Annotated in this window: 21 protein-coding genes; 12 read left to right on the top strand and 9 right to left on the bottom strand. The window is 49.9% G+C overall.

Features of this window, described 5'->3' with window-relative positions; all coding sequences use genetic code 11:
* Positions 1–5: 5 nt before the first annotated feature.
* From J1C60_RS00885 to J1C60_RS00875, 3 genes are all read left to right on the top strand, one after another.
* Complete coding sequence (locus J1C60_RS00885; RefSeq protein ID WP_229655771.1) at positions 6–2,546, top strand: fimbria/pilus outer membrane usher protein; 2,541 nt, start codon at positions 6–8, stop codon at positions 2,544–2,546.
* On the top strand, positions 2,543–3,508 hold the full coding sequence (locus tag J1C60_RS00880; protein ID WP_128176897.1) for a Csu type fimbrial protein: 966 nt from the start codon (positions 2,543–2,545) through the stop codon (positions 3,506–3,508). The genes J1C60_RS00885 and J1C60_RS00880 overlap by 4 nt, the downstream gene beginning before the upstream one ends.
* Before the next feature lie 171 nt (positions 3,509–3,679).
* Positions 3,680–4,384, top strand: a complete 705-nt coding sequence (locus tag J1C60_RS00875; protein WP_128176895.1) for a DUF2461 domain-containing protein — start codon at positions 3,680–3,682, stop codon at positions 4,382–4,384.
* Between the two features lie 134 nt (positions 4,385–4,518).
* Here J1C60_RS00875 and J1C60_RS00870 read toward each other — a convergent pair whose 3' ends face one another.
* On the bottom strand, positions 4,519–5,367 hold the full coding sequence (locus tag J1C60_RS00870) for an SDR family oxidoreductase (protein WP_128176893.1): 849 nt from the start codon (positions 5,365–5,367) through the stop codon (positions 4,519–4,521).
* 854 nt (positions 5,368–6,221) lie between these two features.
* Here J1C60_RS00870 and J1C60_RS00865 point away from each other — a divergent pair.
* The 3 genes from J1C60_RS00865 (at position 6,222) to J1C60_RS00855 (ending at position 9,322) form a co-directional block, all read left to right on the top strand.
* Positions 6,222–7,148, top strand: a complete 927-nt coding sequence (locus J1C60_RS00865) for an AraC family transcriptional regulator (RefSeq protein WP_206612508.1) — start codon at positions 6,222–6,224, stop codon at positions 7,146–7,148.
* Positions 7,149–7,621: 473 nt separating this feature from the next.
* The gene (locus J1C60_RS00860) at positions 7,622–8,215 is read left to right on the top strand and encodes an NAD(P)H-dependent oxidoreductase (RefSeq protein WP_128176891.1); all 594 of its coding nucleotides are present in this window, start codon (positions 7,622–7,624) and stop codon (positions 8,213–8,215) included.
* Between the two features lie 54 nt (positions 8,216–8,269).
* On the top strand, positions 8,270–9,322 hold the full coding sequence (locus J1C60_RS00855; RefSeq protein ID WP_128176889.1) for an aldo/keto reductase: 1,053 nt from the start codon (positions 8,270–8,272) through the stop codon (positions 9,320–9,322).
* 179 nt (positions 9,323–9,501) lie between these two features.
* Here J1C60_RS00855 and J1C60_RS00850 read toward each other — a convergent pair whose 3' ends face one another.
* On the bottom strand, positions 9,502–10,686 hold the full coding sequence (locus J1C60_RS00850) for a BaiN/RdsA family NAD(P)/FAD-dependent oxidoreductase (RefSeq protein WP_128176887.1): 1,185 nt from the start codon (positions 10,684–10,686) through the stop codon (positions 9,502–9,504).
* Positions 10,687–10,926: 240 nt separating this feature from the next.
* Between J1C60_RS00850 and pitA the strand changes: the two genes are divergently transcribed.
* Positions 10,927–12,432 (top strand): inorganic phosphate transporter PitA, encoded by a 1,506-nt coding sequence (gene pitA / locus J1C60_RS00845; RefSeq protein ID WP_128176885.1) that lies wholly within the window; start codon positions 10,927–10,929, stop codon positions 12,430–12,432.
* Between the two features lie 92 nt (positions 12,433–12,524).
* Here pitA and uspB read toward each other — a convergent pair whose 3' ends face one another.
* Entirely contained in the window at positions 12,525–12,860 is a 336-nt protein-coding gene (uspB, locus tag J1C60_RS00840; RefSeq protein WP_128176883.1) for a universal stress protein UspB, read from the bottom strand.
* A 528-nt stretch (positions 12,861–13,388) separates the two neighbouring features.
* Here uspB and uspA point away from each other — a divergent pair.
* Positions 13,389–13,829: a universal stress protein UspA gene (gene uspA / locus J1C60_RS00835; protein ID WP_128176881.1), complete on the top strand. Its 441-nt coding sequence runs from the start codon at positions 13,389–13,391 to the stop codon at positions 13,827–13,829.
* 361 nt (positions 13,830–14,190) lie between these two features.
* Here uspA and rsmJ read toward each other — a convergent pair whose 3' ends face one another.
* Complete coding sequence (gene rsmJ / locus J1C60_RS00830; RefSeq protein WP_128176879.1) at positions 14,191–14,940, bottom strand: 16S rRNA (guanine(1516)-N(2))-methyltransferase RsmJ; 750 nt, start codon at positions 14,938–14,940, stop codon at positions 14,191–14,193.
* A gap of 8 nt (positions 14,941–14,948) precedes the next feature.
* Complete coding sequence (prlC, locus tag J1C60_RS00825; protein ID WP_128176877.1) at positions 14,949–16,988, bottom strand: oligopeptidase A; 2,040 nt, start codon at positions 16,986–16,988, stop codon at positions 14,949–14,951.
* Between the two features lie 475 nt (positions 16,989–17,463).
* Here prlC and J1C60_RS00820 point away from each other — a divergent pair, with 475 nt between their 5' ends.
* Positions 17,464–18,306, top strand: a complete 843-nt coding sequence (locus J1C60_RS00820) for a 23S rRNA (adenine(2030)-N(6))-methyltransferase RlmJ (protein WP_128176875.1) — start codon at positions 17,464–17,466, stop codon at positions 18,304–18,306.
* A 29-nt stretch (positions 18,307–18,335) separates the two neighbouring features.
* Here J1C60_RS00820 and rnz read toward each other — a convergent pair whose 3' ends face one another.
* The gene (rnz, locus tag J1C60_RS00815; RefSeq protein ID WP_128176873.1) at positions 18,336–19,253 is read right to left on the bottom strand and encodes a ribonuclease Z; all 918 of its coding nucleotides are present in this window, start codon (positions 19,251–19,253) and stop codon (positions 18,336–18,338) included.
* A 129-nt stretch (positions 19,254–19,382) separates the two neighbouring features.
* Between rnz and gorA the strand changes: the two genes are divergently transcribed.
* On the top strand, positions 19,383–20,735 hold the full coding sequence (gorA, locus tag J1C60_RS00810) for a glutathione-disulfide reductase (RefSeq protein WP_128176871.1): 1,353 nt from the start codon (positions 19,383–19,385) through the stop codon (positions 20,733–20,735).
* A 100-nt stretch (positions 20,736–20,835) separates the two neighbouring features.
* On the opposite strand, the gene J1C60_RS00805 is transcribed toward gorA, so the two are convergent.
* A complete protein-coding gene (locus J1C60_RS00805) occupies positions 20,836–21,282 on the bottom strand; it encodes a nuclear transport factor 2 family protein (protein ID WP_128176869.1) in 447 nt (148 codons plus the stop codon).
* Between the two features lie 271 nt (positions 21,283–21,553).
* On the opposite strand from J1C60_RS00805, the gene J1C60_RS00800 reads away from it, so the two are divergent.
* Positions 21,554–21,790, top strand: a complete 237-nt coding sequence (locus J1C60_RS00800; protein WP_128176867.1) for a hypothetical protein — start codon at positions 21,554–21,556, stop codon at positions 21,788–21,790.
* Positions 21,791–21,793: 3 nt separating this feature from the next.
* On the opposite strand, the gene J1C60_RS00795 is transcribed toward J1C60_RS00800, so the two are convergent.
* On the bottom strand, positions 21,794–23,125 hold the full coding sequence (locus J1C60_RS00795; protein ID WP_128176865.1) for a hypothetical protein: 1,332 nt from the start codon (positions 23,123–23,125) through the stop codon (positions 21,794–21,796).
* 137 nt (positions 23,126–23,262) lie between these two features.
* Complete coding sequence (locus J1C60_RS00790; protein WP_128176863.1) at positions 23,263–24,168, bottom strand: LysR family transcriptional regulator; 906 nt, start codon at positions 24,166–24,168, stop codon at positions 23,263–23,265.
* Positions 24,169–24,271: 103 nt separating this feature from the next.
* Between J1C60_RS00790 and J1C60_RS00785 the strand changes: the two genes are divergently transcribed.
* On the top strand, positions 24,272–25,138 hold the full coding sequence (locus tag J1C60_RS00785) for an aldo/keto reductase family oxidoreductase (protein WP_128176861.1): 867 nt from the start codon (positions 24,272–24,274) through the stop codon (positions 25,136–25,138).
* Positions 25,139–25,245 lie beyond the last annotated feature (107 nt).

Raw genomic sequence — 25,245 nt, 5'->3', positions numbered from 1 at the left:
GCCAAATGCTGATGAAACACATTGCTGTGTTAAGTAAAACCTGCCCACGCTGCGTTACCCGGAAGAGTGCTTATCTGATTTATGCAGGTAGCCTGAGTCTGACAATATTCTCAGCGTATGCGGAAGAATACGGGGCATTACCCGATGCACCACATGCCATGCCGGTTATGTCCGATGCCACTTATTATTTATCGATTGCGGTGAACGGCCAGAACGATAATCAGATAGTCCCTGTGGTATATCGCAACAATAGCTATTTCGTTGAAGCCGGTATACTGGCGGGAAAGCGCGTACATCTTAACGGACAAACACAAGGGTTGGTTAACGTCGGCACGTTGCCTGAGGTAAAGGTTAACTATGACGCCGCCAGCCAACAATTACTCTTAACGGTACCGGATAGCTGGTTGCCACAACAAAACATTGGCGAAACTCATGCTTCCGGTTACTCCCCGGCGCAGAGTGGCACCGGGCTGCTTCTAAACTATGATGCCTGGTATACCGATCCTCATCAAGGGCCTCGCTCACTGGCAACCTGGACAGAACAACGGCTATTCAGCAACGCAGGCATTTTTACCAATACTGGCACGTTACGTTACAGTGAAAACTCTGCGAGTCAGGAGCAATACGCCCTGCAAAAGGGATACATACGCTACGATACATTCTGGCGTTATAGTGACGAAGAAAATGCGCTCAGCTACCAGATTGGTGACTTCGTCAGCGACTCGCTGACCTGGAGCAATTCGGCACGCATGGGTGGCTTACGTATCAGCCGTAACTTTAGCGTGCGTCCGGACTTAGTGACCTATCCACTGCTGCAATATAGCGGCACGGCAGCGGTGCCTTCTACCGTGGACCTCTTCCTTAACGGCTATAAAGTCAGCAGCAATCAGCTCAACTCTGGTCCCTTTACCCTGACCAACGTGCCCTATATTAACGGGGAAGGTGAAGCGACGATTGTGACGACAGATGCGCTCGGCAGGCAAGTCTCGACCAGTGTTCCTTTTTATGTATCTAACACCCTATTGCGTCAAGGATTAACGGATTTTGACGTTTCACTGGGCACACTACGCAGAAATTATGGCATCGATAGCGGCAACTATTCGGATGTCGCGTTCAGCGGATTATATCGTTATGGTCTGACCAACAGACTGACGCTTTCTACGCACGGCGAAACAACACAAGGTCTGGTACTCGGTGGAGTCGGCGCGGATTTTGCCGTAGGTCATTGGGGAACATTCAGCCTTTCCGGCAGCCAGAGCCGTGCCGATCACGGTCCTGTTTATCAGCCGGGATATCATAGGTTCCCATCGGGTAACCTCCCGGTGCATGACGGCGATCCCATCACCACACCTTCCCGCCCGGAAAGTGCCAGCGATGAGAAAAGCGGTAATCAGTACACCGTAGGTTACTCCTGGTACGCCAGGCGTTTTAACCTGGCCGTTCTGCGTTCATCACGCACAGCGGGTTACCAGGACCTTTCCTCTTATACCAGCGATACGCGGCTCAGCCGCCAGGCCGATCAGGCAACGTTGAGCACTACGCCCTTCGGCACGGGCAACGGCACGGTGGGTGTCGGCTACTATGATGTGGAAGCATACGATAACACCCATACCCGCTTGATGAACCTCTCTTATAGCCGTTCACTCTGGGGACAGAGCAGCATGTTTCTGTCATTGAATAAAACGCTGAGCGATAACGGATATAGCGCACAGTTACAATTCATTTTACCTCTCAGTTCAGGTGCCAACATTAGTACGGGTGTTCAGCGTAATAATGCGGGTGATTACCAGACGCAAATCGGTACCAGTAAAAGTGCACCTACTGACGGTGGTTTAGGCTGGAACGTGGCTTATCGTGCCGGGCATAACCCCTATCAACAGGCAGATGCAACCTGGCGTTCCCGTTACGCGACCTTACAAGGCGGGCTCTATGGTGAAAGCGGTAACTATACGCAATGGGCTGACCTAAGCGGCTCCATTATTGCGATGGATAATGACCTGTTCCTGTCTGACAAAATTAACGATGCTTTTATCCTGGTGGATACCGGAAACTATGCTGACGTACCGGTGAAATATGAAAATCAGCCGTTCGGGAAAACCGATAAAAACGGCCATTTACTGGTCCCGACCGTCAGCTCCTATTATCCGGCCAAAATTGAAATTGATACGATGTCACTGCCTGCGGATGTCATGGCAAGTCGGGTATCCGACCATGTTGCCGTACGTGAAGGCAGCGGTGCACTGATCTCTTTCCCGGTGAAAAGAATGCTTTCCGCCAACGTCACGATCTACGACGCCCGGCAACAGCCCTTGAAACTCGGCACGCCAGTGACCGAGAAAAACAGCCATCAAACCAGCATTGTCGGCTATGACGGACTGGTGTACTTCACGAATCTGCAGCAACACAACGTGTTGATGATTCAGCAGGATGACCATTCAATTTGTCATATAGGTTTTGATCTAAGCCTGGATCATCACAGCATTGAGCAGGTCGGTCCATTGGTATGCCGTCCGGATGAAGGGCCAAAAGAGAGAGAAGGAAAATGAATCTATTGCAACGCTTATTACGCGTACTCACTGCCCTGCTGTTGCTTCTTGTCGGGATGCAAAGTGCACTGGCAGACTGCACCAGCACATCCGGTGCTGCAGATTTTGGCACACCAACGTCTTTTGCCGTAGGCAGCACGCCCCAGCAAGTGACGGCGGGTAGTGGCTTTGTCTGTACAGGGAGTCTGCTATCGCTACTCTCCACCAATACCGTTACGGCAACAATAGTCTCAACCACCAATGCCAGCGGCAGTGTTGCACGACTGTTTAGCGCCGCCAATAATGAGTATCTACCCTATATCATTTGCCAGGATAGCGCCTGCGCTACCCCCGTCAACGTAGGCAGTTCTGTCACCTGGCGTAGTACCAGTCTGCTCGGATTGCTGGGTCTGTTCAACGGGAGCGGCGGGAGTTTACCGCTCTACCTCAAAACAACCGCAGGTGCCAACCTGAAAGCCGGTACCTATACAGACAACATCACGATTAACTGGAGTTATCACATCTGCTTTGTTGGCGTCGCCGGCCTGTGTATTTATACGGACGGTACTGCCACCACTAATATCGCCGTCACCATGAACATCATGAACTACTGCTATATCGATAACGCCCCTGATGTCAATTTCGGTTCTGCCGCTTTCCCTGCCGCTTTTGCCCGCGTTACCGGCAACGCGCTTAGCGTACGGTGTACCCGCGGCGCTAACTATAATGTGAATTTAACCAGCAGCAACCCGCTCAGCACTCAGTACCGGCAAATGTCTGCAACGATCAATGGCACCAACCGTTATTTGCAATATCAATTATTTAAAGCAGATACAACCGTATGGGGGCCAACCAATAGCTACTCAGCCGAAGGGACCGGGCTGTCACAAAATATTGGCTATACCGCGACGGTAAATCCAACTCAGACCAATGTTCCCTCGGGCAGCTATAGTGATACCGTTACAGTTACTGTTGCCTACTGAGCTGGCCACAGGTATTGCGGCCATTCTTATACGCACGGTTAACCGTGCGTAACACATCGATCAGAGATTACCGAGCTGCCAAATGTAATAAAATACATAATAATAAGAAGAAGGCAGCCGCCGTTATTTATCCCTGGCAGCATTTGTCTGGGGTACGCGCTAAGGAAAAATATGAGTATGTTCAATGGGTTTAATCAGGAGGGGCTAACTTTCTTACAACAGCTCAGCCGCAATAATGATAAAGAATGGTTTGAAGAACATCGTCACATCTATGAAAAGGAACTGCTTAAGCCTTTCCGTGAACTGGTTACGGCTCTTAGCAATGATATGATCGCGATCGATGATCTGTTCGAGGTCAGCCCGGCGGTCGGTAAAACCCTCTCCCGGATGCACAGAGACACTCGCTTCTCACACGATAAATCACCTTATCGCAGTAATATCTGGCTGACGTTTAAACGAGCGCGAAAAAACTGGACGGATGCACCAACCTATTTTTTTGAAATTGGTCCTGACTGGTGGCGTTATGGGCTAGGTTATTACAGCGCGTCTCGTAATACCATGAACCTTTTCCGGGAAAAGCTGGCCAACAATCCCACCGATTTCTTTCAACGGGTTAATCCTGTCTTATCAACTTTTGAGGTTGATGGGGAAAGCTATAAGCGACCACTGATCAAGGATATGCCAGAAGAGTTGGCGCTGTGGTATAACAAAAAATCCCTGGCGCTGATTAGCAACCATCAGAATATGGATACCCTGTTTTCGTCCGACCTGATAGCTATGCTAGCCGGTGATTTTAAAAAACTTTCACCCTTATACCAGTTTTTGATGCAAATTGAAGTCGAGAAAAAAAACCAGCAGCTCACGTCATTTAGTTAGGTAGATTGATATAAAGAAACAGCCGCACAATAAAATATATCGTGCGGCTGCTCAGAACAACAAACATCATTAAGAGGACAAGCACGGTAAACGGAGGTTACTTAGCCGCTTTAGCCCTAGCCTATCGACAAAGCTTACTCTGGGAAGTCGGTTGCATCCGAAACTTCACGCCATTCAGCTATATCTTTCTCTACTGCCGCCAGCTTCTGAAGAGCCAGATCGTTAGCGATCTTGCCAGCGAACAGGTGTACAGGCGCTTTTGGTGCTTCAGCTGCCTGAATAATCATTAACGCCAGTTTGTCTGGATCGCCTGCCTGTGTACCTGCGATTTCATTCATATGCAGGTCCAGCAAGTCTTGTGCGGCGGTATATTCTGGGATACGTTTCTCAGAAATAACTAATGAGCCAGAAGACAGGAATTCTGTACGAACAGGGCCTGGGTAAACCAGCGTGGATTTGATACCAAATTCCGCCGCTTCAGCCGCCAGTGCTTCAGTCAGACCAGCGATAGCAAATTTGGTTGCCGCGTAGACACCCCAGCCTGCGTAGCCACCCTGGAAACCAGCGATTGAGCCCACATTGAAGAAGTGGCCAGAACGTTGTTTACGCAGATGTGGCAGCGTATGACGGAGCACATGTGCCGGAGCAAATACGTTAACTTCGAAGTTATTACGCAGTTCTGCGTCAGTAATCCCTTCTAAGGTACCCTGCAAGCCGTAACCAGCGTTATTGACAATCACATCAATGCGGCCAAACCGGGCAATAGTTTGTTCGATGCTCGCTTTAACGCTGCTTTCATCAACAAGATCTACCTGCAGTGGCAGAAAGGTATCGGAAGCCGGTCCAAACTGATCAACGAGTGAAGACAGAGTACGTGAAGTCGCGACCACATTGGCACCGTTGTCCAGAAGAGAACGTACAAGTGACTGGCCAATACCTTTAGACGCGCCGGTGATGTACCAAGTTTTAGCAATTTGACTCATGATGTGTGACCCTAAAATGGAGGTTTATTAAATAATAACCATGCAAACCACAGCGAGTCTGTCACGGTAGTGCCGCTGTACGCCCAGCATAATGACAAGTGGGCACCAGAAGATGTCACTGCGGCATCAGTTAACCCAGTATCATCTTTCAGCAGCGCTATCACAATGCACAATCAACCATTTATAGTGCACAAAAATACAAACCCTCATAATTGGCATCTACAGAACAATAGCGATGATAAGGACCGTTCACATGGAGGGAAGCTGATTAAGCGACAAGTTAAAACACCCTTTTCAGACATTCTGAGCTCAGTCACAGTCCGTTAAGCAGAATACTTCTTCTGGTCCGGATAGCCCTGCATGCAACCGACGTTGCCTCCGGGCAATCCATCTTCGATGGGATGGGTGATTGTACACACCAAACAATAAATGCGTCAGTAAGCAATCGTCACATCGGCAAAATAAAAATATAACCTACTGATTATGATAATATTAATTTTTTATTACCATCACACCCGGCAACGCACCTGTCATAACAAGAATCGGTATGCCAGGAATGAAATGGTGAGAAAAAGAGAAGCAAAGACATAGAGCGTTAAAAGGGAGCGGCCAGACTCAGAACATATCGCCTGACATGACAGTCTGATTTTTTGTGTATCGACGGGCGCATTTAAAGTGAAACACCTTCGTTTCACACGCACGCTCAAATATCATTTACAGAGGCTTTTCGGCCCCATCGCACTTCCAGCTTCCATTGCCACATATATACAATTCTCTATTGCGTTAGCTTTAAGGGTTGTTAGAATATCGTCGACGTAATTAATGATGCCGGAGACTATACTGGATATGTCGCTATGAACACTTCGAATGATTTCTCTACTGAAATGCCGTCCAGAGAAACGCTAACTAATGAGCTCACCTCTATTATCAAACGGTTTTCTCCGATTGAAGGAGAGCATAAGGTTGCTATTCCTTCGCTGACTTTCTATCGCATTTCATCCCCTTCGGTAGAAGAGGCTGCTCTCAGTAAAGTGGCGCTTATTTTCGCGGCACAGGGCAGTAAAACGATTAAAGCCGGTGAGGAATATTACGACTATGATTCCAGGCGCTGTTTAGTCACGTCTGTGGACATGCCCGTCAGTGGTCGTGTTGTAGAGGCAACGCCGGAAAAGCCATATCTCTGCTTTTCTTTCGAGATTGATATGAAGCTGGTCGCAGACCTGGTGTCCTCGAAAGAATTTCCAAAACCTGATGAATCTTCGGCCGGTCTTGGTATCAGTACAGGAGAGTTATCTCTGGAGTTACTGGAGGCAACCTGTCGCCTGACAAGATTACTGCTAACGCCAAAACATATACCCGTGCTGGCGCCGCTAATCGAACAAGAAATCATCTATCGTATTCTGATGAGCAGCCAGGGAGCTCGCCTCAGGCAATCGCTGGTAAAAGATAGCAGCTCATACAAAATTACCAAGGCAATTGGCTGGCTGAAAGAACACTATAACGAGCCAATTCGCATTGATATTCTTGCAAGACATGTGAATATGAGCACTTCATCTCTCTATCAGCACTTTAGAGAGGCTACGGCTCTTAGTCCCTTACAATATCAAAAGCGTCTGCGGTTGATGGAAGCCAGGTCGCGACTGCTGGAGCGCGCAAGTGATGTTGGTATTGTTGCTTCAGCGGTGGGCTATGAACATATTTCCCAGTTTCATCGTGAATATAAAAAGCTATTTGGCGCACCACCGGTCCAGGATGCAAGACGTCTGAGAAATGACATTTAGCGCGGGAGCGGAAAACCACACGGAATGGTAAACGCTATTGCTGGAAAATATTCATAAAATCGTAGATAACTATGACGACCTGTTTTATGCCAGGATGCATGCCTGATGAAAATAATGCTTTTCTGGCGTACAGGTTAAAGTGTTAAAACAGCGTTATCGTGTTATGAATGCGTATTCGTGCCATATTGACTCCATTGTTTCCTGACGGCGATTAGCCGTTTTGGGTTTTGTAAAAATCATGGTTAATAAACTGATTTTTCATGACTTTTAGACGTAGCCACTCCATATCACGCAGCTGCTTGTATTTGTAGTATCGTGCACCTTTATTGTAGCATCGTATACCTTGCACCATTCTTTATCATGTAGAATTCCAGGTAGATAAGGTCTTTCAATATTTGGAAGATGGACTCTTAAGTCTCCAGGATTTCATTTCTCCGCCGATTATTAAAACTAATTAATTTTGTGAGTTTTCTATGAAAAATGCTCTGATCATCAACGGATTCCAGATGTATGAAGGTTTCTCCAAAGGGGAACTGACCACCACAATGATTAAAATCATTCAAGATAACCTGGAAGAAATGGGTTATGAGGTGCAAACCACAAACATTGAAGGTGGTTATGTTATTGAAGATGAAGTGGAAAAACACGTTTGGGCTGATTTAATCATTCTGCAGACGCCAGTTCATTGGTTTGGTGCACCGTGGATTTATAAAAAATATGCTGATGAAGTGTTCACTTCAGGATTGCTTGCTCAGAAATTAATCGTGGATGACGGACGTACGCGCGCAGACCCCACTAAACAGTACGGTACCGGTGGGCTGATGCAGGGCAAGAAATATATGCTTTCTCTGACATGGAACGCTCCGGAAGAAGCCTTTAATAATAAAGATCAGTACCTGTTCCAGGGGATGAGCGCAGACGAAGTGTTGCTTGCTAATACGTCCAATTACAGATTCTGTGGTGCAGAAATACTTCCTTCATACTCTTGTTACAACGTGATTAAAGACCCAAAAATTGCGGATTACATTGATGGTATTAAAGAACATCTGAAAAAATTCATTCAATAATTTTTTCGTTGGTCAAACATCAATCTTTCCCGGAAATTATTACAGGAGAACACCGTGCAGTATAAAACGCTAGGAAATACAGGTCTTATTGTTTCAAGATTGTGCTTAGGAACCATGACGTTTGGTGATGGTAGCGGCATTTATAAGCACATCGGTAACTCTGGTCAGCAGGAAGCGGATGAACTCGTTCGTGCTGCATTTGATGCAGGCGTTAACTTTTTCGATACCGCTGATGTGTATTCAAACGGACAAAGCGAAAGTGTTCTTGGTCAATCCTTCAAAAATTTGGGTCTGAAGCGTAGTGACTACGTGCTGGCAACGAAAGCGTACAGCCGTATGGGCAACGGACGCAACGACGTTGGTGCATCACGTGGCCATATCATGGATGCGGTAGAAGCCAGCCTGAAACGTTTAAAAACCGATCACATTGATCTCTATCAGATACATGCCAACGATACCATCACGCCGATTGAAGAGACGCTTCGTGCGCTTGATGATTTAGTCAAGCAGGGTAAAGTGCGCTATGTGGGCGTATCAAACTGGCAGGCCTGGAAAGTGGCCCGTGCTATTGGCATCTCTGAGCATAAAAACTTAGCGCGTTTTGAAACCGTACAGTCTTATTACTCCGTTGCCGGACGCGATATCGAACGTGAAATCGCGCCACTGCTGGAAGCTGAGAAAATGGGACTTCTGGTCTGGAGCCCACTTGCTGGTGGCTTGCTCTCCGGGAAATTCACTCGCGATAACCAGAAGCCAGAAGACTCACGTCGTTCAGAATTCAATTTCCCGATCGTAGATATGGAACGTGCGTGGAACATCATTGATGTGCTGGTCCCTATCGCAAATGCACATGGATGTACTCCGGCCCGCGTTGCGCTAGCCTGGTTGCTGTCTAAATCAGTTGTGACTTCCATTATCATGGGCGCGAAGAAAATCAGTCAGCTTGAAGACAACTTAGCAGCAGTTGAATTACAACTGACTGAAGAAGACATTGCCAAGCTTGATGCTGTCAGTACTTTACCACCTGAATATCCAGGCTGGATGCTGGATACCCAAGGTGCCGACCGCTTAGGGCCTGTTGATCTTTGGGCAAAAGCATCATCCTGATATTTGCATAGCGATCAAAAAAATGCAGCCAGGATCTGCTTTCGCTGACCAGCCTTAATGCCTGGGTCTGGGGTTAGTGGATGTACCTTGATGCGATAAGAGAGAGCAACGTGAGTTGCTCTCTCTTTGATCTGGCTATTTGTCATCCTGAATGGTCGTTAACAATCTTGACTCGCCAATCACAACGCCTGCGCGCATGCCCATGCGGAACTCCATGCCCATTGAAAATTATAGCCGCCTAGCCAGCCGGTAACGTCCACGACCTCACCAATAAAGTACAAGCCCGGTACATCGCGCGCTTCCATAGTTTTGGAGGAAAGCTGTGTGGTATCGACTCCTCCCTGAGTCACTTCGGCGGTGCGATAACCTTCGGTGCCATTTGGCTGAATACGCCAGTGATGTAACGTCTGGACCAATTCGTTTTGCTCCCGGCTATTGAGCTGCTTTAGCGTTACATCCGGTACGATACCAACCGTTTGCAGTACTTCGACCAATCGTTTGGGTAACGCTTTCCCCAGCGTATTCTTCAGACTCTGGTTAGGGTGCGCGTTACGCTCATCATGAATAAACGCATCCAGCGCTTGCTCAGGCGAAAGATTAATCGTCACGAACTCGCCCGGCTGCCAGTAGCTGGAAAGCTGTAACACTGCCGGACCGGAAAGCCCTCGGTGGGTAAACAGCATCGCTTCTTTAAACATCGTTCCATCCTCAGCCATCAGCGTGGTGGGCACGGATACGCCAGAGAGTGCTTGCAGATGATCCAGCAGCGGCTTATGCAACGTAAACGGAACTAATGCGGCACGGGTAGGATGTACATGCAACCCGAACTGCTGTGCCAGCTTATAACCGAACGGTGAAGCGCCCAACCCGGGCATCGACAACCCACCGCTGGCAATAACCAATTTTTCAGCTCGCACCTCTGCACCGTTCAGTTGCAGGGTATAACCATCGCCATCACGCACCACGCTGAGCACTTCGCTGCGTAAGCGCAGTGTCACACCGCCCTGATCGCACTCTTTCATCAGCAGTTCAACAATTTGCTGCGCGGATTCATCACAGAACAGCTGACCCAGCGTTTTTTCATGCCAGGCAATACCATGTCGCGAAACCAGATCGATAAAATCCCACTGGGTATAGCGCGCCAACGCAGACTTACAAAAATGGGGGTTATGTGAAAGATAGGCAGCAGGCTCGGTATAGAGATTGGTAAAGTTACAGCGTCCACCGCCGGACATCAGGATTTTCCGGCCCGGTTTTTTCCCGTTATCAAGCACCAATACGCGACGTCCTCGCTGGCCCGCCTGCGCGGCACAGAACAGGCCCGCAGCCCCTGCCCCAATGATGATAACGTCAAATTTTTCCACTGCTGACTCCGGCCCGACGGGCAAAACGCTGATTGTAGAGCGTAGCCCGCAGCGATGCTAGCGTAACAAAAGTGACGCAAAGGTTACATCATGTAACTTATTAATTTTCAATAAAAATATCACACAAAAGTCTGGTTCATTACGTTTATATTTCAAAAAAATTTATATTTCACTTTCCCCTGGTACAGTTTCTCGCTGATAATGCGCCGCGTTCATGTCCTCCAAAATGGCGTAACGCTTATGCTACATCTGTTTGCCGGTCTTGATTTCAACACTGGCCTGTTATTAGTACTCGCACTGCTATTCGTACTGTTCTACGAGGCCATCAATGGCTTCCACGACACCGCCAATGCAGTGGCTACAGTTATCTATACCCGTGCAATGCGCTCGCAATTAGCGGTTGTTATGGCCGGCGTATTTAACTTCTTTGGCGTATTGTTAGGCGGTTTAAGCGTCGCTTATGCTATCGTTCACCTGCTCCCAACCGACCTACTGCTCAATGTTGGTTCGGCCCACGGGCTGGCGATGGTTTTTTCAATGCTTCTCGCCGCCATCATCTGGAACCTCGGGACCTGGTATTTTGGTCTACCGGCCTCCAGCTCCCACACGCTGATTGGTGCCATCATCGGTATTGGCCTGACAAATGCCTTATTGACTGGCTCCTCCGTGGTCGATGCGCTAAATATCCCACAGATGATCGGCATATTTATGTCCCTAATCATCTCTCCTGTGCTCGGTCTGGTGGTTGCTGGTAGCTTAATCTTCCTGCTGCGACGCTGCTGGAGTGGAACCACGAAACGCCGTCGGATTCACATGACACCCGCCGATCGCGAAAAGCTGGATGGTAAAAAGAAACCCCCGTTCTGGACTCGCATCGCACTGATTGTTTCCGCTATCGGCGTGAGTTATTCCCACGGAGCCAATGATGGGCAAAAAGGCATTGGTTTGATCATGCTGGTATTGATCGGCGTTGCGCCAGCGGGCTTTGTTGTCAATATGAATTCCACCGGATACGATATTGCCAGAACCCGCGATGCGGTAAATCATCTGGAACAATATTACCAACAGCGCAGTGATACCTTGCCACATATTATTCAGTTAGCGCCACCAGCGGTGCCCACACCAGAAGAAGCGCCGGGTAAAAAACCGGAAGAGTTCCACTGTGATAGTGCCCGCGCGCTACCCGCCATACAGCATGCGCAAAGTTTGCTGAATAATTTGCAAAGCTACGATAGTCTGAGTGTTGATCAACGTGCACAAATGCGTCGCTTATTGATGTGTATCGCAGATACCGCCGATAAAGCTGCGAAGTTAGCGGAAACCACTCCAGACGATAAACGCTTCCTGACGAAGCTGAAAGGCGATCTACTCAGCACAGTGGAGTATGCACCGATATGGATTATCGTGGCAGTGGCATTAGCTCTGTCGCTGGGCACCATGGTCGGCTGGCGTCGTGTTGCAACCACCATTGGTGAGAAAATCGGTAAAAAAGGCATGACGTATGCGCAAGGTATGGCAGCACAGATGACCTCTGCGGTCTCCATTGGCGTGGCCAGCTATACGGGTATGCCAGTATCCACCACGCATATCCTTTCTTCATCCGTCGCAGGTACTATGCTGGTCGATGGTGGTGGAGTGCAAAGCCGGACGATTAAAAATATCGTGCTCGCATGGGTATTTACCTTACCAGTTTCCATCATGCTGTCAGGCGCACTCTACTGGGTTGCACTGCAATTCATTAACTAACGCCGCATCGTCATCCTTTCTGGCCGGGTTTACTGACCCCAGCTCGGTCAGAAAGGATGGATTCAACAGCCTTACCTGCCCTTCTTTATCCTTTAGTGCCAAATGGCAAGAGCTATCAGGCTGATCAACACCAGGCCACATAGCGCGCTAGTCAAAATAAACTGCCCGCGTACACGTTCGCAACGACGAATAAACTCTTCATCATGATGATCGCGATAACGCTGAGTCCAGATATAGCGCACCAGCCGTACTTGTTTGCCTGGCTGTCCATGTGAGGTGAAAAAACCTGCACCATCAACATATTGATATAGCAATGGATCGCACCCACGAAGTACAAAAAGCAGCGCGCGCAAAGAAGAGAAGTAACGCGCCATATTCACTAAACAAATCACACATAAAGCCCAGAAAAGCGCGATGGTGCTTATCATGATCCCCTCCTGGCTTATCACCACGGCAACGGTTCCGGCGGGATAACGCCGAACACGCCCCACGATCAATTATCAACCACTATTGAATCGGACCGAATTGTTTTTCTGCAAGAAGATGACGATCACAAACACATTTGAGGCCATCTTTATCCAGTGTAGGAGATTTGGTCAAAATTTTTCCAGCGATGTTTAACCTGGCGGCAGAAAATTCATGTTGATCGCAGTCGCAAAGGAAACTGCAAACGTCAGCATCGCTTAACAGCCGGGGCTATACTCACTATCATAATAATAAAATTACCCGTGCTTAAAGAAACGGTATGATGAAATCTACGGCGACCATCGCGCAATCCTCGCAATAGATTTCGGCACGTTGTGATATTGCAAAAGCGTTCTGCCAACCAGATCGCATATGCCCTAAATAATTCGAGAAGCAAGGCTGTAACGACCCGGAATGACCGGGTTGCGCAGGTACAGCCAACACCGCTACGACTTGAAGTATGGTGGGTAACCAACGGAAGGAGTATTATCATGGCTTACAAACACATCCTGATTGCAGTAGACCTTTCTCCCGAAAGTAAACTGCTGGTAGAAAAAGCAGTTTCGCTGGCACGTCCTTACGATGCAAAAGTGTCACTGATCCATGTCGATGTGAATTATTCCGATCTCTATACTGGCTTAATTGATGTAAACCTGGGCGATATGCAAAAGCGTATTTCCGAGGAGACCCACAGCGCGCTCTCTGAGCTTTCTCAAAACGCGGGCTATACCATCAGCGAAACGTTGAGCGGCAGCGGCGATTTAGGCCAGGTTCTGGTAGATGCCATTCGAAAATACGAGGTGGACCTCGTGGTGTGCGGGCACCATCAGGATTTTTGGAGCAAGCTGATGTCTTCTGCCCGACAGCTTATCAACACCGTCCATATCGATATGCTGATTATACCGCTGCGCGATGAGGATGATGACGCGTAACGCTACGCCCGGCTAAACCTACCGAATGCTTATCCGGCTCTGCATGCGGAAGAATCCCCGGGAACTTACATAAGTGACCGGGGATGAATGAGCACAGCCAACGCCGAGGCAGCGTCAAGGGGTAACGGGTATCCCCTAAAGCATTGGCGTTGCATCAAGACGGCAAGCGAACGCATCCCGACGAGCTTACATCAGTAAGTGATTCGGGTAAGTAAGCGCTGCCAACGCCGAGGCAGCGTCAGGGGTAACGGGTATCCCCTAAAGCATTGGCGTTGCATCAAGACGGCAAGCGAACGCATCCCGACGAGCTTACATCAGTAAGTGATTCGGGTAAGTAAGCGCAGCCAACGCCGAGGCAGCGTCAAGGATGACGGGGATAGATATCAAAGCGATGACTCTTAGTCACTACCGCTGACTGCGTCGCGACATCCCCTAGCGGGGGCGCATAATCAGGCCGCTTCACGACAACGCGTTTTTTTGCCAGCTGACGGGCGGGCTCCAGCAAGCCATCGGCGTCAAGATCGGCCCCCACCAGCGACTGAAACACCCGCATTTCCTTCTTCACCAGCGCACTTTTCTGCTTATGGGGATACATTGGATCGAGATAAACTACGTCGGGCGGTGGCGTAATATCGGTGAGCGCGGTCAGGCTTGAGGCATGAAGTAATGTTAGCCGCTCGCGCAACCAGCCGCCGATTTCCGCATCCTGATAACCCCGCGCCAGACCATCATCCAGCAGCGCCGCGACTACGGGATTTCTCTCAAGCATACGCACTCGACAGCCTACGCAAGCGAGTACAAATGCATCCCGTCCCAAGCCCGCCGTCGCATCGACCACATCAGGCAGATAACCACTCTTAATACCTACCGCTTTTGCTACCGCTTCCCCACGCCCGCCGCCAAACTTACGGCGGTGAGCCATTGCACCTGCAATGAAGTCAACAAAAATGCCTCCAAGTTTGGGTTCGTCACGCTTACGCAGTTCAAGATGCGTGGCCGTCATTACCAGCGCCATTATCGCATCATCCTCATGCTGTAACTGCCAACGGTCAGCCAAAACAGATAAGGCGCCGTCACCGGCGCCTGATTCATTGAGTAAACAGATTTTCACGCTAAGGATTATCCCTTAATGCCGTAATGTTCCAGCATGGCGTCAAGCTGCGGTTCACGTCCACGGAAACGCCTGAACAGATCCATTGGCTCTTCGGAACCCCCGAGCGTCAGGATATTATCAAGGAAAGACTGCCCGGTTTCGCGGTTGAAAATCCCCTCAGCCTCAAAGCGTGAATATGCGTCAGCCGCCAGCACATCGGCCCACAGGTAGCTGTAATACCCTGCAGCATAGCCGCCTGCAAAAATATGGCTGAATGCATGCGGGAAGCGTCCCCAGGAAGGGCCGGGTACCACCGCAACGAGCTTTTTAATCTCTTGCAACATCTCAAGGATCTGCGCACCTTTTGCCGGATCAAACTCCGCATGCAAGCGGAAATCAAACAGGCCAAACTCTAGCTGACGCAGGATAAACAGTGCGGCCTGATAATTTTTTGCGGCCAGCATTTTATCCAACAATGCCTGAGGCAACGATTCACCCGTTTGATAATGCCCCGAGATAAACGCCAGCGCCTCCGGCTCCCAGCACCAGTTTTCCATAAACTGGCTTGGCAGCTCAACGGCATCCCATGGTACACCGTTAATACCTGAAACCCCCGGGGTTTCAATACGGGTCAGCATATGGTGCAAACCATGGCCGAACTCGTGGAACAACGTGGTCACTTCATCGTGCGTAAAGAGCGCAGGCTTACCATTTATCGGACGATTGAAGTTACAGGTCAGATAAGCAACCGGTTTCTGTAGTGAGCCATCGGCGCGACGCATCTGGCCTACGCAATCATCCATCCATGCACCACCGCGTTTGTGCTCGCGCGCATAGAGATCCAAATAGAAACTGCCGCGTAATTCCCCGCTCTCATCAAACAGATCGAAAAAACGGACTTCGGGATGCCAGACATCAATATCCTTACGCTCTTTCGCGGTGATGCCATAAATACGCTTCACTACTTCAAACAGGCCGTTAACCGCACGCTCTTCCGGGAAATAGGGGCGTAGCTGCTCGTCACTGATTGAGTACAGGTGCTGCTTTTGCTTTTCCCCATAGTACGTCAGGTCCCACGGGTTCAGTTCGTCAACACCGTGCTCTTTTTTGGCAAAAGCACGCAACTGCTCAAGCTCTTTTTCGGCCTGTGGCCGTGCACGTACGGCTAAATCGGTCAGAAAGTCGGTCACCTGTGCCGGGTTCTCTGCCATTTTTGTCGCCAACGACTTATCAGCATATGAGGAAAAACCTAGCAGCTGTGCCAACTCGTGACGCAGTGCCAGCTCTTCCGCCATCACCTCGCTGTTATCCCACTTCCCGGCATTAGGCCCTTGATCGGACGCGCGGGTTGAATAGGCGCGGTACATCTCTTCGCGCAGCGCCGGATTATCACAGTAGGTCATCACCGGCAGATAGCTGGGAATATCCAGCGTCAGCAACCATCCATTTTGTTCTTTGGCTTCGGCCTGTGCCTTTGCCGCCGCCAGCGCACTCTCTGGCATACCGGCAAGCTCGCTCTCATCGGCAATCAGCTTGCTCCAGCCCATGGTCGCATCCAGCACGTTGTTGCTGTAGGTCGAACCCAGTTCAGACAAACGCGCCGCAATCTCACCGTAGCGTTTTTGTTTCTCTTTCGACAGGCCAATACCGGACAACTCAAAGTCACGCAGTGCGTTATCAACCGCTTTTTTCTGCGGCACACTAAGCTGCAGATAGCTGTTCTCTTTCAGGTTACAGTACGCCTGATACAGCCCTTCATGCTGCCCTACCCAAGTACCGTATTCTGAGAGCAATGGCAACGCCTGCTCATAAGCCTGACGCAGCTCGGAACTGTTTTGAACGGCGTTTAGATGGCTCACGGGAGAGAAAATACGACTCAAACGGTCATCGACCTCTGCCAAAGGCTGGCAAAGGTTATCCCATGTATAAGGTGCGCCCTGAGCAACCACTTTTTCAACCACCGCGCGACAATCATCCAGTGCGGCCTGTACAGCTGGCACCACGTGCTCTGGCTTGATTGCGGAGAATGGCGGATAGGTAAACGAAGAAAGTAACGGATTGGTCATGACACAGTCCCTTTATGGTTGTGAGTGGGCGCAGCGATTCGCGCAATCTTTTTAACATGCGGCTAAGTGTAACGGAAATCAATGGGGGCAACGGGGACTTTGTTGTCGTTCGCTGGCGATTAAAACCCATTCTCCAGAAAAGCGCGATACCGGTGACGCCGTATTATAAGCCCTTGGGCGCGTCGCATCACAGTCGGTGAGGACATCAGAACATCGGACTCAAATCGCTTATTTTCGTCATATTGACGGGGCGCATCTATCACTCGCCCGGTAAAATGATAAAAGCCTCGATTTGGTGTCATGCTTTCACCCCATCCGGCAATCATCCCTGATATAATCATGCGCTTCTAAAGGTTCTCATGCTTTTTCCTGCATCCGTTGCTGTGCGCCGTTCTGTGGGTAATCCGTGAGGTAATAATTGTAAAAATTGACTTAATATCAATTAAAACCTTATAAATTCAACAGGATAGGTAAAATGCTCAGTTATCGCCACAGTTTTCATGCCGGCAATCATGCCGATGTTCTCAAACATACGGTCCAGAGCTTGATCATTGAGGCCCTGAAAGAGAAAGAGAAACCTTTCCTCTATTTGGATACGCATGCTGGTGCGGGCCGCTATCAGTTAAGCGGAGAACACGCCGAGCGCACCGGTGAATATCTGGAGGGGATCGCCCGCATTTGGCAACAGGACGATCTACCCACGCTGATGACACCTTACATCGACGCCGTTAAGGCGCTGAATCCAAATGGAAAGCTGCGTTTTTATCCTGGCTCGCCATTGATTGCGCGCCATCTGCTGCGTGAAGATGACAAACTTCAGCTCACCGAGCTGCACTCCAGCGATTACCCGCTGCTGCGCGGTGAATTTCTGAAGGATACGCGTGCGCGCACAGACCGCTCAGATGGCTATCAGCAGTTGAAGGCCAAATTGCCGCCACCGTCGCGCCGGGGTTTGATTCTTATCGATCCGCCTTACGAACTGAAAACCGATTATCAGGCGGTCGTCAGCGGCATTCAGGAAGGACACAAACGTTTTGGTACTGGTGTGTTTGCGCTATGGTACCCGGTCGTCCTGCGTCAGCAGATCAAACGCATGAGCAAAGCGCTCGAAGGGACTGGCATTCGCAACATTCTGCAAATTGAGTTGGGGGTACGTCCGGATAGCGATCGGTTTGGAATGACCGCTTCCGGTATGATCGTCGTGAACCCACCGTGGAAGCTGGAGCAGCAAATGCGTGACTTACTGCCATGGCTGCATAACACGCTGGTCCCTTCCGGTACCGGACATACTAGTGTGAGCTGGATCGTACCAGAATAAACCATGCGGGCCGGTATCCGGCCCGTTGATTACAGCGTAAAAACGGCAAAATCCCGCGCGAATTCCGTTGCCGGGAAAATGTCCCGGCACTCAGCCAGCAACCTTTCCATATCGGCATAGCCATAACGCGAGCTAAAATGCGTCGCGATCAGGCGTTTCGCACCAGCCTGTTTTGCCGCTGTAGCGGCCTGATGCGTCGTCGAGTGCCCGCGCCCGTTGGCCTTTTCCTGCATCGCCGCTTCTAAGGTTGCTTCATGTACCATCACATCAACCTGCCGCGCCATCTCACTGGCAACCGCCGTCGGTGCAGTATCGCCAAAGATCGCCAGCGATTTTCCTTTGGTGTAGGTGCCAAGGTAATCTTTCCCACAAACCTCACGGCCATCGTCCATTATCACGGTTTCCCCGCGTTTGAGCTGCTGAAACCACGGGCCTGCCGCAATTCCTTCAGCTTTTAAACGTTCGGCATCCAGTACCCCGGGTTTATCATGTTCCTGAATGCGATAGCCATAACACTCAATGACATGCGCCATCGGCCAGGCCGTAACAATATAGTGCCCGTCATCGAACACCTCCCCCGCCTCAATCTCAATAATCTCCAGCGGGAAAGTCACATAAGAGGCGCTCAGACTGAGGCTCGTTTCCACAAAAGATTTCAGTCCTTTTGGCCCATACAGTGTTAACGGCGTCATCACTCCACCCATTGAGCGACTGGTTAGCAGACCCGGCAGGCCAAAGATATGATCGCCATGCAGATGCGTAATAAAAATTTTATCCAGTTTGCCCGGTTTGAGTGGGCTACGCATAAATTGATGCTGCGTCGCTTCACCGCAGTCAAACATCCAGATAGCACCGCTACGGCAGTTATCCAACGTGAGTGCAATCGCGCTCACATTACGTTCTCTGCTGGGCGTGCCGGCACCGGTACCAAGAAAAATGAGTTCCATTATTAGCAATTCCAGGCTTTATTAATTACCTTCACCCTATCACAACCATAGATGCAAACTTTGCGGCAATCTGTCGAGTAGCGTTACACTCTATGCCAATTTACTTTTATTAATTATGGAATACATTCGATGACCAAACATTATGACTACCTGGCAATTGGTGGCGGTAGCGGGGGCATTGCATCGATTAACCGCGCGGCTATGTACGGACAAAAATGTGCACTGATCGAAGCTAAAGATCTGGGCGGCACTTGCGTGAATGTCGGTTGCGTGCCAAAAAAAGTGATGTGGCATGCCGCTCAGATCGCAGAAGCGATCCACCAGTACGGCCCGGATTATGGGTTTGATACCACCGTTAACCAGTTTAACTGGGCTACCCTGATTAAAAACCGCAGCGCCTACATTGACCGTATACATACTTCTTACGAAAACGTATTAGGCAAAAATAACGTCGATGTGATTAAGGGCTATGCACGCTTTGTTGACGATCACACCGTAGAAGTGAATGGTGAGAAAATCACTGCCGATCATATTCTGATCGCTACCGGTGGCCGCCCAAGCCATCCCGATATCCCTGGCTCAGAACACGGTATCGACTCAGATGGCTTCTTTGATCTGACCGAGATGCCAAAGCGCGTTGCCGTAGTCGGTGCAGGCTATATTGCCGTTGAAATTGCCGGTGTAATGAACGCACTGGGAGCGGAAACACATCTGTTCGTGCGTAAACACGCGCCTTTGCGTACTTTCGATCCGCTGATTGTGGAAACACTGCTTGAAGTGATGAACACGGAAGGCCCAACGCTGCATACTGAATCTATTCCAAAAGAAGTGGTAAAGAATGCTGACGGCAGCCTGACGCTGAAACTGGAAAACGGCAAGACATTCGAGGTCGATAGTCTGGTTTGGGCAATTGGTCGCGAGCCGGAAACCGATAACTTCAATCTGAAAGCCACCGGCGTAAAAACCAACGCGAAGGGCTACATTGAAGTCGATAAATATCAGAACACCAACGTTAAAGGCATTTATGCCGTGGGTGATAACACTGGCGCAGTAGAGCTAACACCCGTTGCGGTTGCTGCCGGCCGTCGCCTGTCAGAACGTCTTTTTAACAATAAACCTGAAGAACATCTGGACTATAGCAATATTCCAACCGTGGTATTTAGCCATCCACCGATTGGTACCGTTGGCCTGACCGAGCCAGAAGCACGCGAAAAATATGGCGATGACGATGTCAAAGTATACAAATCATCCTTTACCGCCATGTACACTGCCGTTACACAGCATCGTCAGCCGTGCCGTATGAAGTTAGTGTGTGCGGGTAAAGATGAAAAAATTGTCGGTATCCATGGCATTGGCTACGGGATGGATGAAATGCTACAGGGCTTCGCCGTGGCGCTGAAAATGGGCGCAACCAAGAAAGACTTCGATAACACCGTTGCGATCCACCCTACCGGCGCTGAAGAGTTCGTGACTATGCGTTAATTCGGGAAAGTATTTTTTTATTTTCCTGAACGTGAAAACTGGCCATAACGGGCCAGTTTTTTTATTCACACAAATGAATGAACGGTGATTGCCAAATTTATTATTCTGGCAATTTATAGGCTTGTCGAGCCAGTAATTTCCATTCCCCGGCTTTATCTTTTTTCCATATTTGCATTACCCCGATTTTCACTTCTCCGGGTTTACCACTATCGTTGGTTTTCGCTTCCAGCGTATGCCTGACGACGGCAACATCATCGTTAACATCAATGGTCTGATTATTCAGGTTAAGCGTTTTAAAATCAGAACGACCGGTAACCAGGTCGTCAATAAATTCAGCACGATTTTCCAGCTTCCCACTGGAGTGTCCGTAGGTAAGATTTGGCGCGCTGACTTTTTCCAGGACCCCTTGATTAACATTCAGCATCGCCTGGCGCATCACTTCTACTGCATCGCCAACCGCTTTGGTATCTGCACTCTGAGCCTGTGCAAAACAGGTACTGCTTAGCGACAATGTTAACAGCGCCACGCCTGCCAGTAATTTTTTCATCTGATGTTGTCCTGTAATGTTAGGTATAAAACGTTAAGGTCGTCGAATACTAGCGAATCAAATTAGGTTCATCCGTGATCCGCGTCATATTACCGAGACCAAAAACATAAAAATGAAACATTGTTTCAATTTAATAAAATATATTAATTATGACGCGGCGTTTTATTTAGGGTTATTTTTTCAGTACATTCTCACTAGCAACACAACACAGGATTAAGTATTTATATCGTTCGGCACACAAAAAATGCTCCAGCGCGACAGGACGTGTTTTATGTGCGCACTGCATAAATTATTAGGGTGCGAGTTCGTTGATGAAGGGTGCGATTTTCTGGTACGGCAGCGGCTGAATAATCTGCATCCGCTCAGTTCAAGCAATCGGCCGCGGATACGTAAAGTTGTCCTTAATCTCGTCGCGGGACGCAGTACCGCAAAAGGATATGCCCAGGCCGTTCTCATTATTGAACGGCCTGAGACACAGGCGGCTACCCGTTCTCGCCCGCCTTATTAATCATCAAACCTGCTGCTCTGCTGCATTCAACGCCGAAGATGGCTGCCGGTTTAACGCGGCATAGAACTGATGCCCAAGCCAACCCGCTGCCGAGTTGATCGCCGCCGGAACGCTTTCCTGTAGCGTTTGCGTCATTTTGTCCGCGACGGCTGAGCCTACGACCTCTGCGGCAGGAGCAGCAAAGAATACCGGAGTAGATGACACAACGTTGGCCGCATGGCTTATCGCGCTTATCGCAGCAGCATTAAAACCCTGGCTGGCAAGTGCTCCACTAATCGCACTGCGCAGGGAAATTACTCCGGCAAAACCTCCGGCCAAAACCGCAGTTTTCCCGATGCTCGGCGCAGACAGCACACTGTTGGCGGCTCTGAGGCTATCGGTCGCAATATCCAGCGGTAGCCTGGCAACGCGGTGTGCCGCATTTTTTAGCGTATCACTGACAACGTGAGTATTTTTAAGCGCGGTAAATTGCTGTTGCCAGTCCTCCCGCCCTAACAAATACTCCGGCCCGGTACGCCCTTTGTTTTCATCTACTGCATGTAAAATCGCATTCATCGCCCCACCCGATGCCAAACCTCCTGCAGCAGAGAGCCAGGTGTCTGTTTCTCCGGCAGCTTTCGCTCCCGCAAAATGCGTTACCGTTGCAGCTGTAGCAAGGCGGACCAGGTTACGCACGGAATAAGCCTGGGATGCAACCCCGGTTTCCACCATTGTCGTCAACAGACTCGGCTTTAACTCTTTCACCGCGTCACGTATCAGTGGATGTAGCTCATCATCTTTGGCAGAAAGCCAGGGGCGGGTCGCCGTCGCACGGTCCAGCAACGAACTTCCAATACTATCCACAATACCCGCCTGCAGCCCCGCATGCAGACCTACTTCTGCGGCGCTGTGGGCGAATGAACTTAGCAAGGGTATTTTATCGTAAGACACGGATGCCACGGCAAACGGAATTGCCCGCACGGTGCCGCGTGCCACCTGGCCCAATCTGTCCAGCTGCTGGCCTTTGGCTAACACCGCCTCAATTGAGGCCGGCGTCTCACCCATTTTATGCAACTCCCGAGTGCGTGATTCAATCAGAGTCCGCATCTCAGCATAGTTATCGCCATTGATACAATGGCCAAACAGATTATCAAGTTTGTGATGAATTGCCGCTTCATTTGCCGAGCCATAGACGCTGTCTTTCGCAAAATGCAAGCTCTCGTACGCACTAACCGCCGCAGACGTCGCCACCGAATTGCCCGAAGCAATCGAAGCCGGACGTGATTCTGCGGTATGTTCCGGTAATGGGAAAGATCCTGCGGCAGGGTTATGTACTAAGCTAATGGAATTGGCCATATAAACGATCATCCTAAAGAAATTCTAATGAGTTAGATGAGTGGCAAAATGGCGTAAGGGGTTCCGTCTCATGTCATGTTAAATCATACGAAAAGAGGGTTAACGAACCGTCGCGCGTCTCTCTGCTCATGGATTGCTCAATCGGGTGCCGTCTGTTTTATGAAATCGATAAATGCTCTGAGTGGTGCAGGTACAAATCGCCGTCCGGAATAATAGAGGAAAGGGCCAGAAAAAGAGGGCCACCACGGCTCCAGTACCGGAACCAACTCACCGCTGGCAAATTGGGGTTGCAGCCACTCCTCAAACAGATAGACCAAACCACAGCCTGCAACGGCAACCGCTACGCCCAGATCAACCGCGCTACCGATACGAACAATCAACGGGCCATGTGCATCAATGAGTATGGTTTCCTGATCTTTTACAAACTCCCACACCGGTGTGTTGCCGCCGGGAAAACGTCCGCGGATACATGTGTGGTTCATTAATTCATGCGGGTGGGTTGGATGGCCGTGGCGTTCAAGATACGCTGGCGCAGCCGCCAGCGCGAAGCGTTGTACGCGCTCGCCAATAGGCACGGCGATCATATCCTGCTCCAGGCGCTCATCGTAACGGATCCCCGCATCACAGCCAGCGGCAAAGATGTCCACAAAACTCTCTTCGGTGATGATTTCCATCTGAATATCAGGATAAGCATTGAGGAAAGAAGGCAATATCGCGGGCAATACTAGCCGTGCGGCACTAATAGGAACATTAAGTTTTAGCGTACCGACTGGCTTATCGCGATACTGGTTTACCGAATCTAACGCCGCCTCGACCTCTCCCAACGCGGGCAACAGCCGCGACAGTAACAGCCGTCCTGCCTCAGTTGGCACCACGCTGCGGGTAGTACGATGCAGCAAACGTACACCGGTTTGCGCCTCCAGCCGTCTGACAGCTTCGCTAAAACCTGACGCACTGGCACCACTTTCACGAGCACCGGTCCGAAAGCTGCCCGCTTTTGCCACCGCGACAAACGCGCGTAAATCGCTCAACTCACTTTTCATTGATTGTTCGCCATTTCGTACAACCCATACCGATTGTGTCGGATTATCATTCCCCATAGAAGGGATTATTGTCAGGTGTTGCTCACAAAAAAAGGAACGGACAATGACACGCACGATACATAACGATCGTTTTCAATTAGGCGATCACCAGGTTAACCGTATGGGCTACGGCGCGATGCAGCTCGCCGGTCCGGGCGTTTTTGGGCCACCTAAAGATGTCGAAGCCGCGCGAGCGGTGCTCAGGGCAGCGATAGATGCCGGAGTCAATCATATTGATACCAGCGATTATTATGGTCCACATCTCACCAATCAGTTAATTCATGAGACGCTTGCACCCTATGCAGACGATCTGGTCCTTGTGACTAAAATTGGTGCGCGCCGTTCACAAACGGGGAAATGGCTGGCGGCACTTTCCCCGGAGGAAGTACGTCAGGCAGTGGAAGATAATCTGCGTAACCTGGGTCTGGAACAGTTGGCGGTCGTCAATTTACGGCTAATGTTTGGGGTCCACCAGCCAGCAGAGGGATCCCTTGAAACACCGCTACGGGCGCTAGCAGAGCTACAAAAAAGCGGTTTGATACGGCATATTGGCTTAAGCAACGTCACGTTGAACCAGGTCAAACAAGCCCGGGAGATTTGTCAAATTGCCTGCGTGCAGAACCATTACAATCTGGTTCAGCGACAGGATGATAGTCTGATCGATATGTTGGCGGAGGATGGTATCGCATATGTGCCCTTCTTTCCGCTCGGTGGATTTACGCCCATCCAGTCATCAAAGCTAAGTGCGTTAGCGACACGGCTGAATGTGACACCCTTGCAAGTCGCCCTTGCATGGCTGCTCCAGCGTTCCGCTAACATCTTACTCATTCCCGGCACCTCATCAGTCGCACACCTGCATGAAAACCTGGCAGCGGCGACATTACAGCTCTCCGACGAGGATATCCAGATTCTTAACACCCTTGGCGAATAGAATACACCGCGTCATTGCGTGCGGCACAACGCAGCCATAAAATCCGCGTCGGAGGCCAGTGATTGTAGAGACGCGGCTTGACGTGATGAAGAAGGCTGACGGCAGCC

Origin of the sequence: [Pantoea] beijingensis (assembly GCF_022647505.1) — a bacterium.
In the GTDB taxonomy this organism is placed as follows: domain Bacteria; phylum Pseudomonadota; class Gammaproteobacteria; order Enterobacterales; family Enterobacteriaceae; genus Erwinia; species Erwinia beijingensis.
The sequence above is the reverse complement of the archived record's forward strand: the minus strand, read 5'-3'. Positions and strand labels throughout refer to the sequence as shown.

Bases quoted from the DNA above. Each gene is read 5' to 3' on its own strand.
- pitA (WP_128176885.1), top strand. From the start codon at position 10,927: ATGCTACATCTGTTTGCCGGTCTTGATTTCAACACTGGCCTGTTATTA.
- rnz (WP_128176873.1), bottom strand. From the start codon at position 19,253: ATGGAACTCATTTTTCTTGGTACCGGTGCCGGCACGCCCAGCAGAGAA.
- gorA (WP_128176871.1), top strand. From the start codon at position 19,383: ATGACCAAACATTATGACTACCTGGCAATTGGTGGCGGTAGCGGGGGC.
- J1C60_RS00870 (WP_128176893.1), bottom strand. From the start codon at position 5,367: ATGAGTCAAATTGCTAAAACTTGGTACATCACCGGCGCGTCTAAAGGT.
- J1C60_RS00875 (WP_128176895.1), top strand. From the start codon at position 3,680: ATGAGTATGTTCAATGGGTTTAATCAGGAGGGGCTAACTTTCTTACAA.
- J1C60_RS00805 (WP_128176869.1), bottom strand. From the start codon at position 21,282: ATGAAAAAATTACTGGCAGGCGTGGCGCTGTTAACATTGTCGCTAAGC.
- J1C60_RS00885 (WP_229655771.1), top strand. From the start codon at position 6: ATGCTGATGAAACACATTGCTGTGTTAAGTAAAACCTGCCCACGCTGC.
- J1C60_RS00800 (WP_128176867.1), top strand. From the start codon at position 21,554: ATGTGCGCACTGCATAAATTATTAGGGTGCGAGTTCGTTGATGAAGGG.
- J1C60_RS00795 (WP_128176865.1), bottom strand. From the start codon at position 23,125: ATGGCCAATTCCATTAGCTTAGTACATAACCCTGCCGCAGGATCTTTC.
- J1C60_RS00785 (WP_128176861.1), top strand. From the start codon at position 24,272: ATGACACGCACGATACATAACGATCGTTTTCAATTAGGCGATCACCAG.
- J1C60_RS00865 (WP_206612508.1), top strand. From the start codon at position 6,222: ATGAACACTTCGAATGATTTCTCTACTGAAATGCCGTCCAGAGAAACG.
- uspA (WP_128176881.1), top strand. From the start codon at position 13,389: ATGGCTTACAAACACATCCTGATTGCAGTAGACCTTTCTCCCGAAAGT.
- prlC (WP_128176877.1), bottom strand. From the start codon at position 16,988: ATGACCAATCCGTTACTTTCTTCGTTTACCTATCCGCCATTCTCCGCA.
- J1C60_RS00860 (WP_128176891.1), top strand. From the start codon at position 7,622: ATGAAAAATGCTCTGATCATCAACGGATTCCAGATGTATGAAGGTTTC.
- J1C60_RS00790 (WP_128176863.1), bottom strand. From the start codon at position 24,168: ATGAAAAGTGAGTTGAGCGATTTACGCGCGTTTGTCGCGGTGGCAAAA.
- J1C60_RS00820 (WP_128176875.1), top strand. From the start codon at position 17,464: ATGCTCAGTTATCGCCACAGTTTTCATGCCGGCAATCATGCCGATGTT.
- uspB (WP_128176883.1), bottom strand. From the start codon at position 12,860: ATGATAAGCACCATCGCGCTTTTCTGGGCTTTATGTGTGATTTGTTTA.
- J1C60_RS00880 (WP_128176897.1), top strand. From the start codon at position 2,543: ATGAATCTATTGCAACGCTTATTACGCGTACTCACTGCCCTGCTGTTG.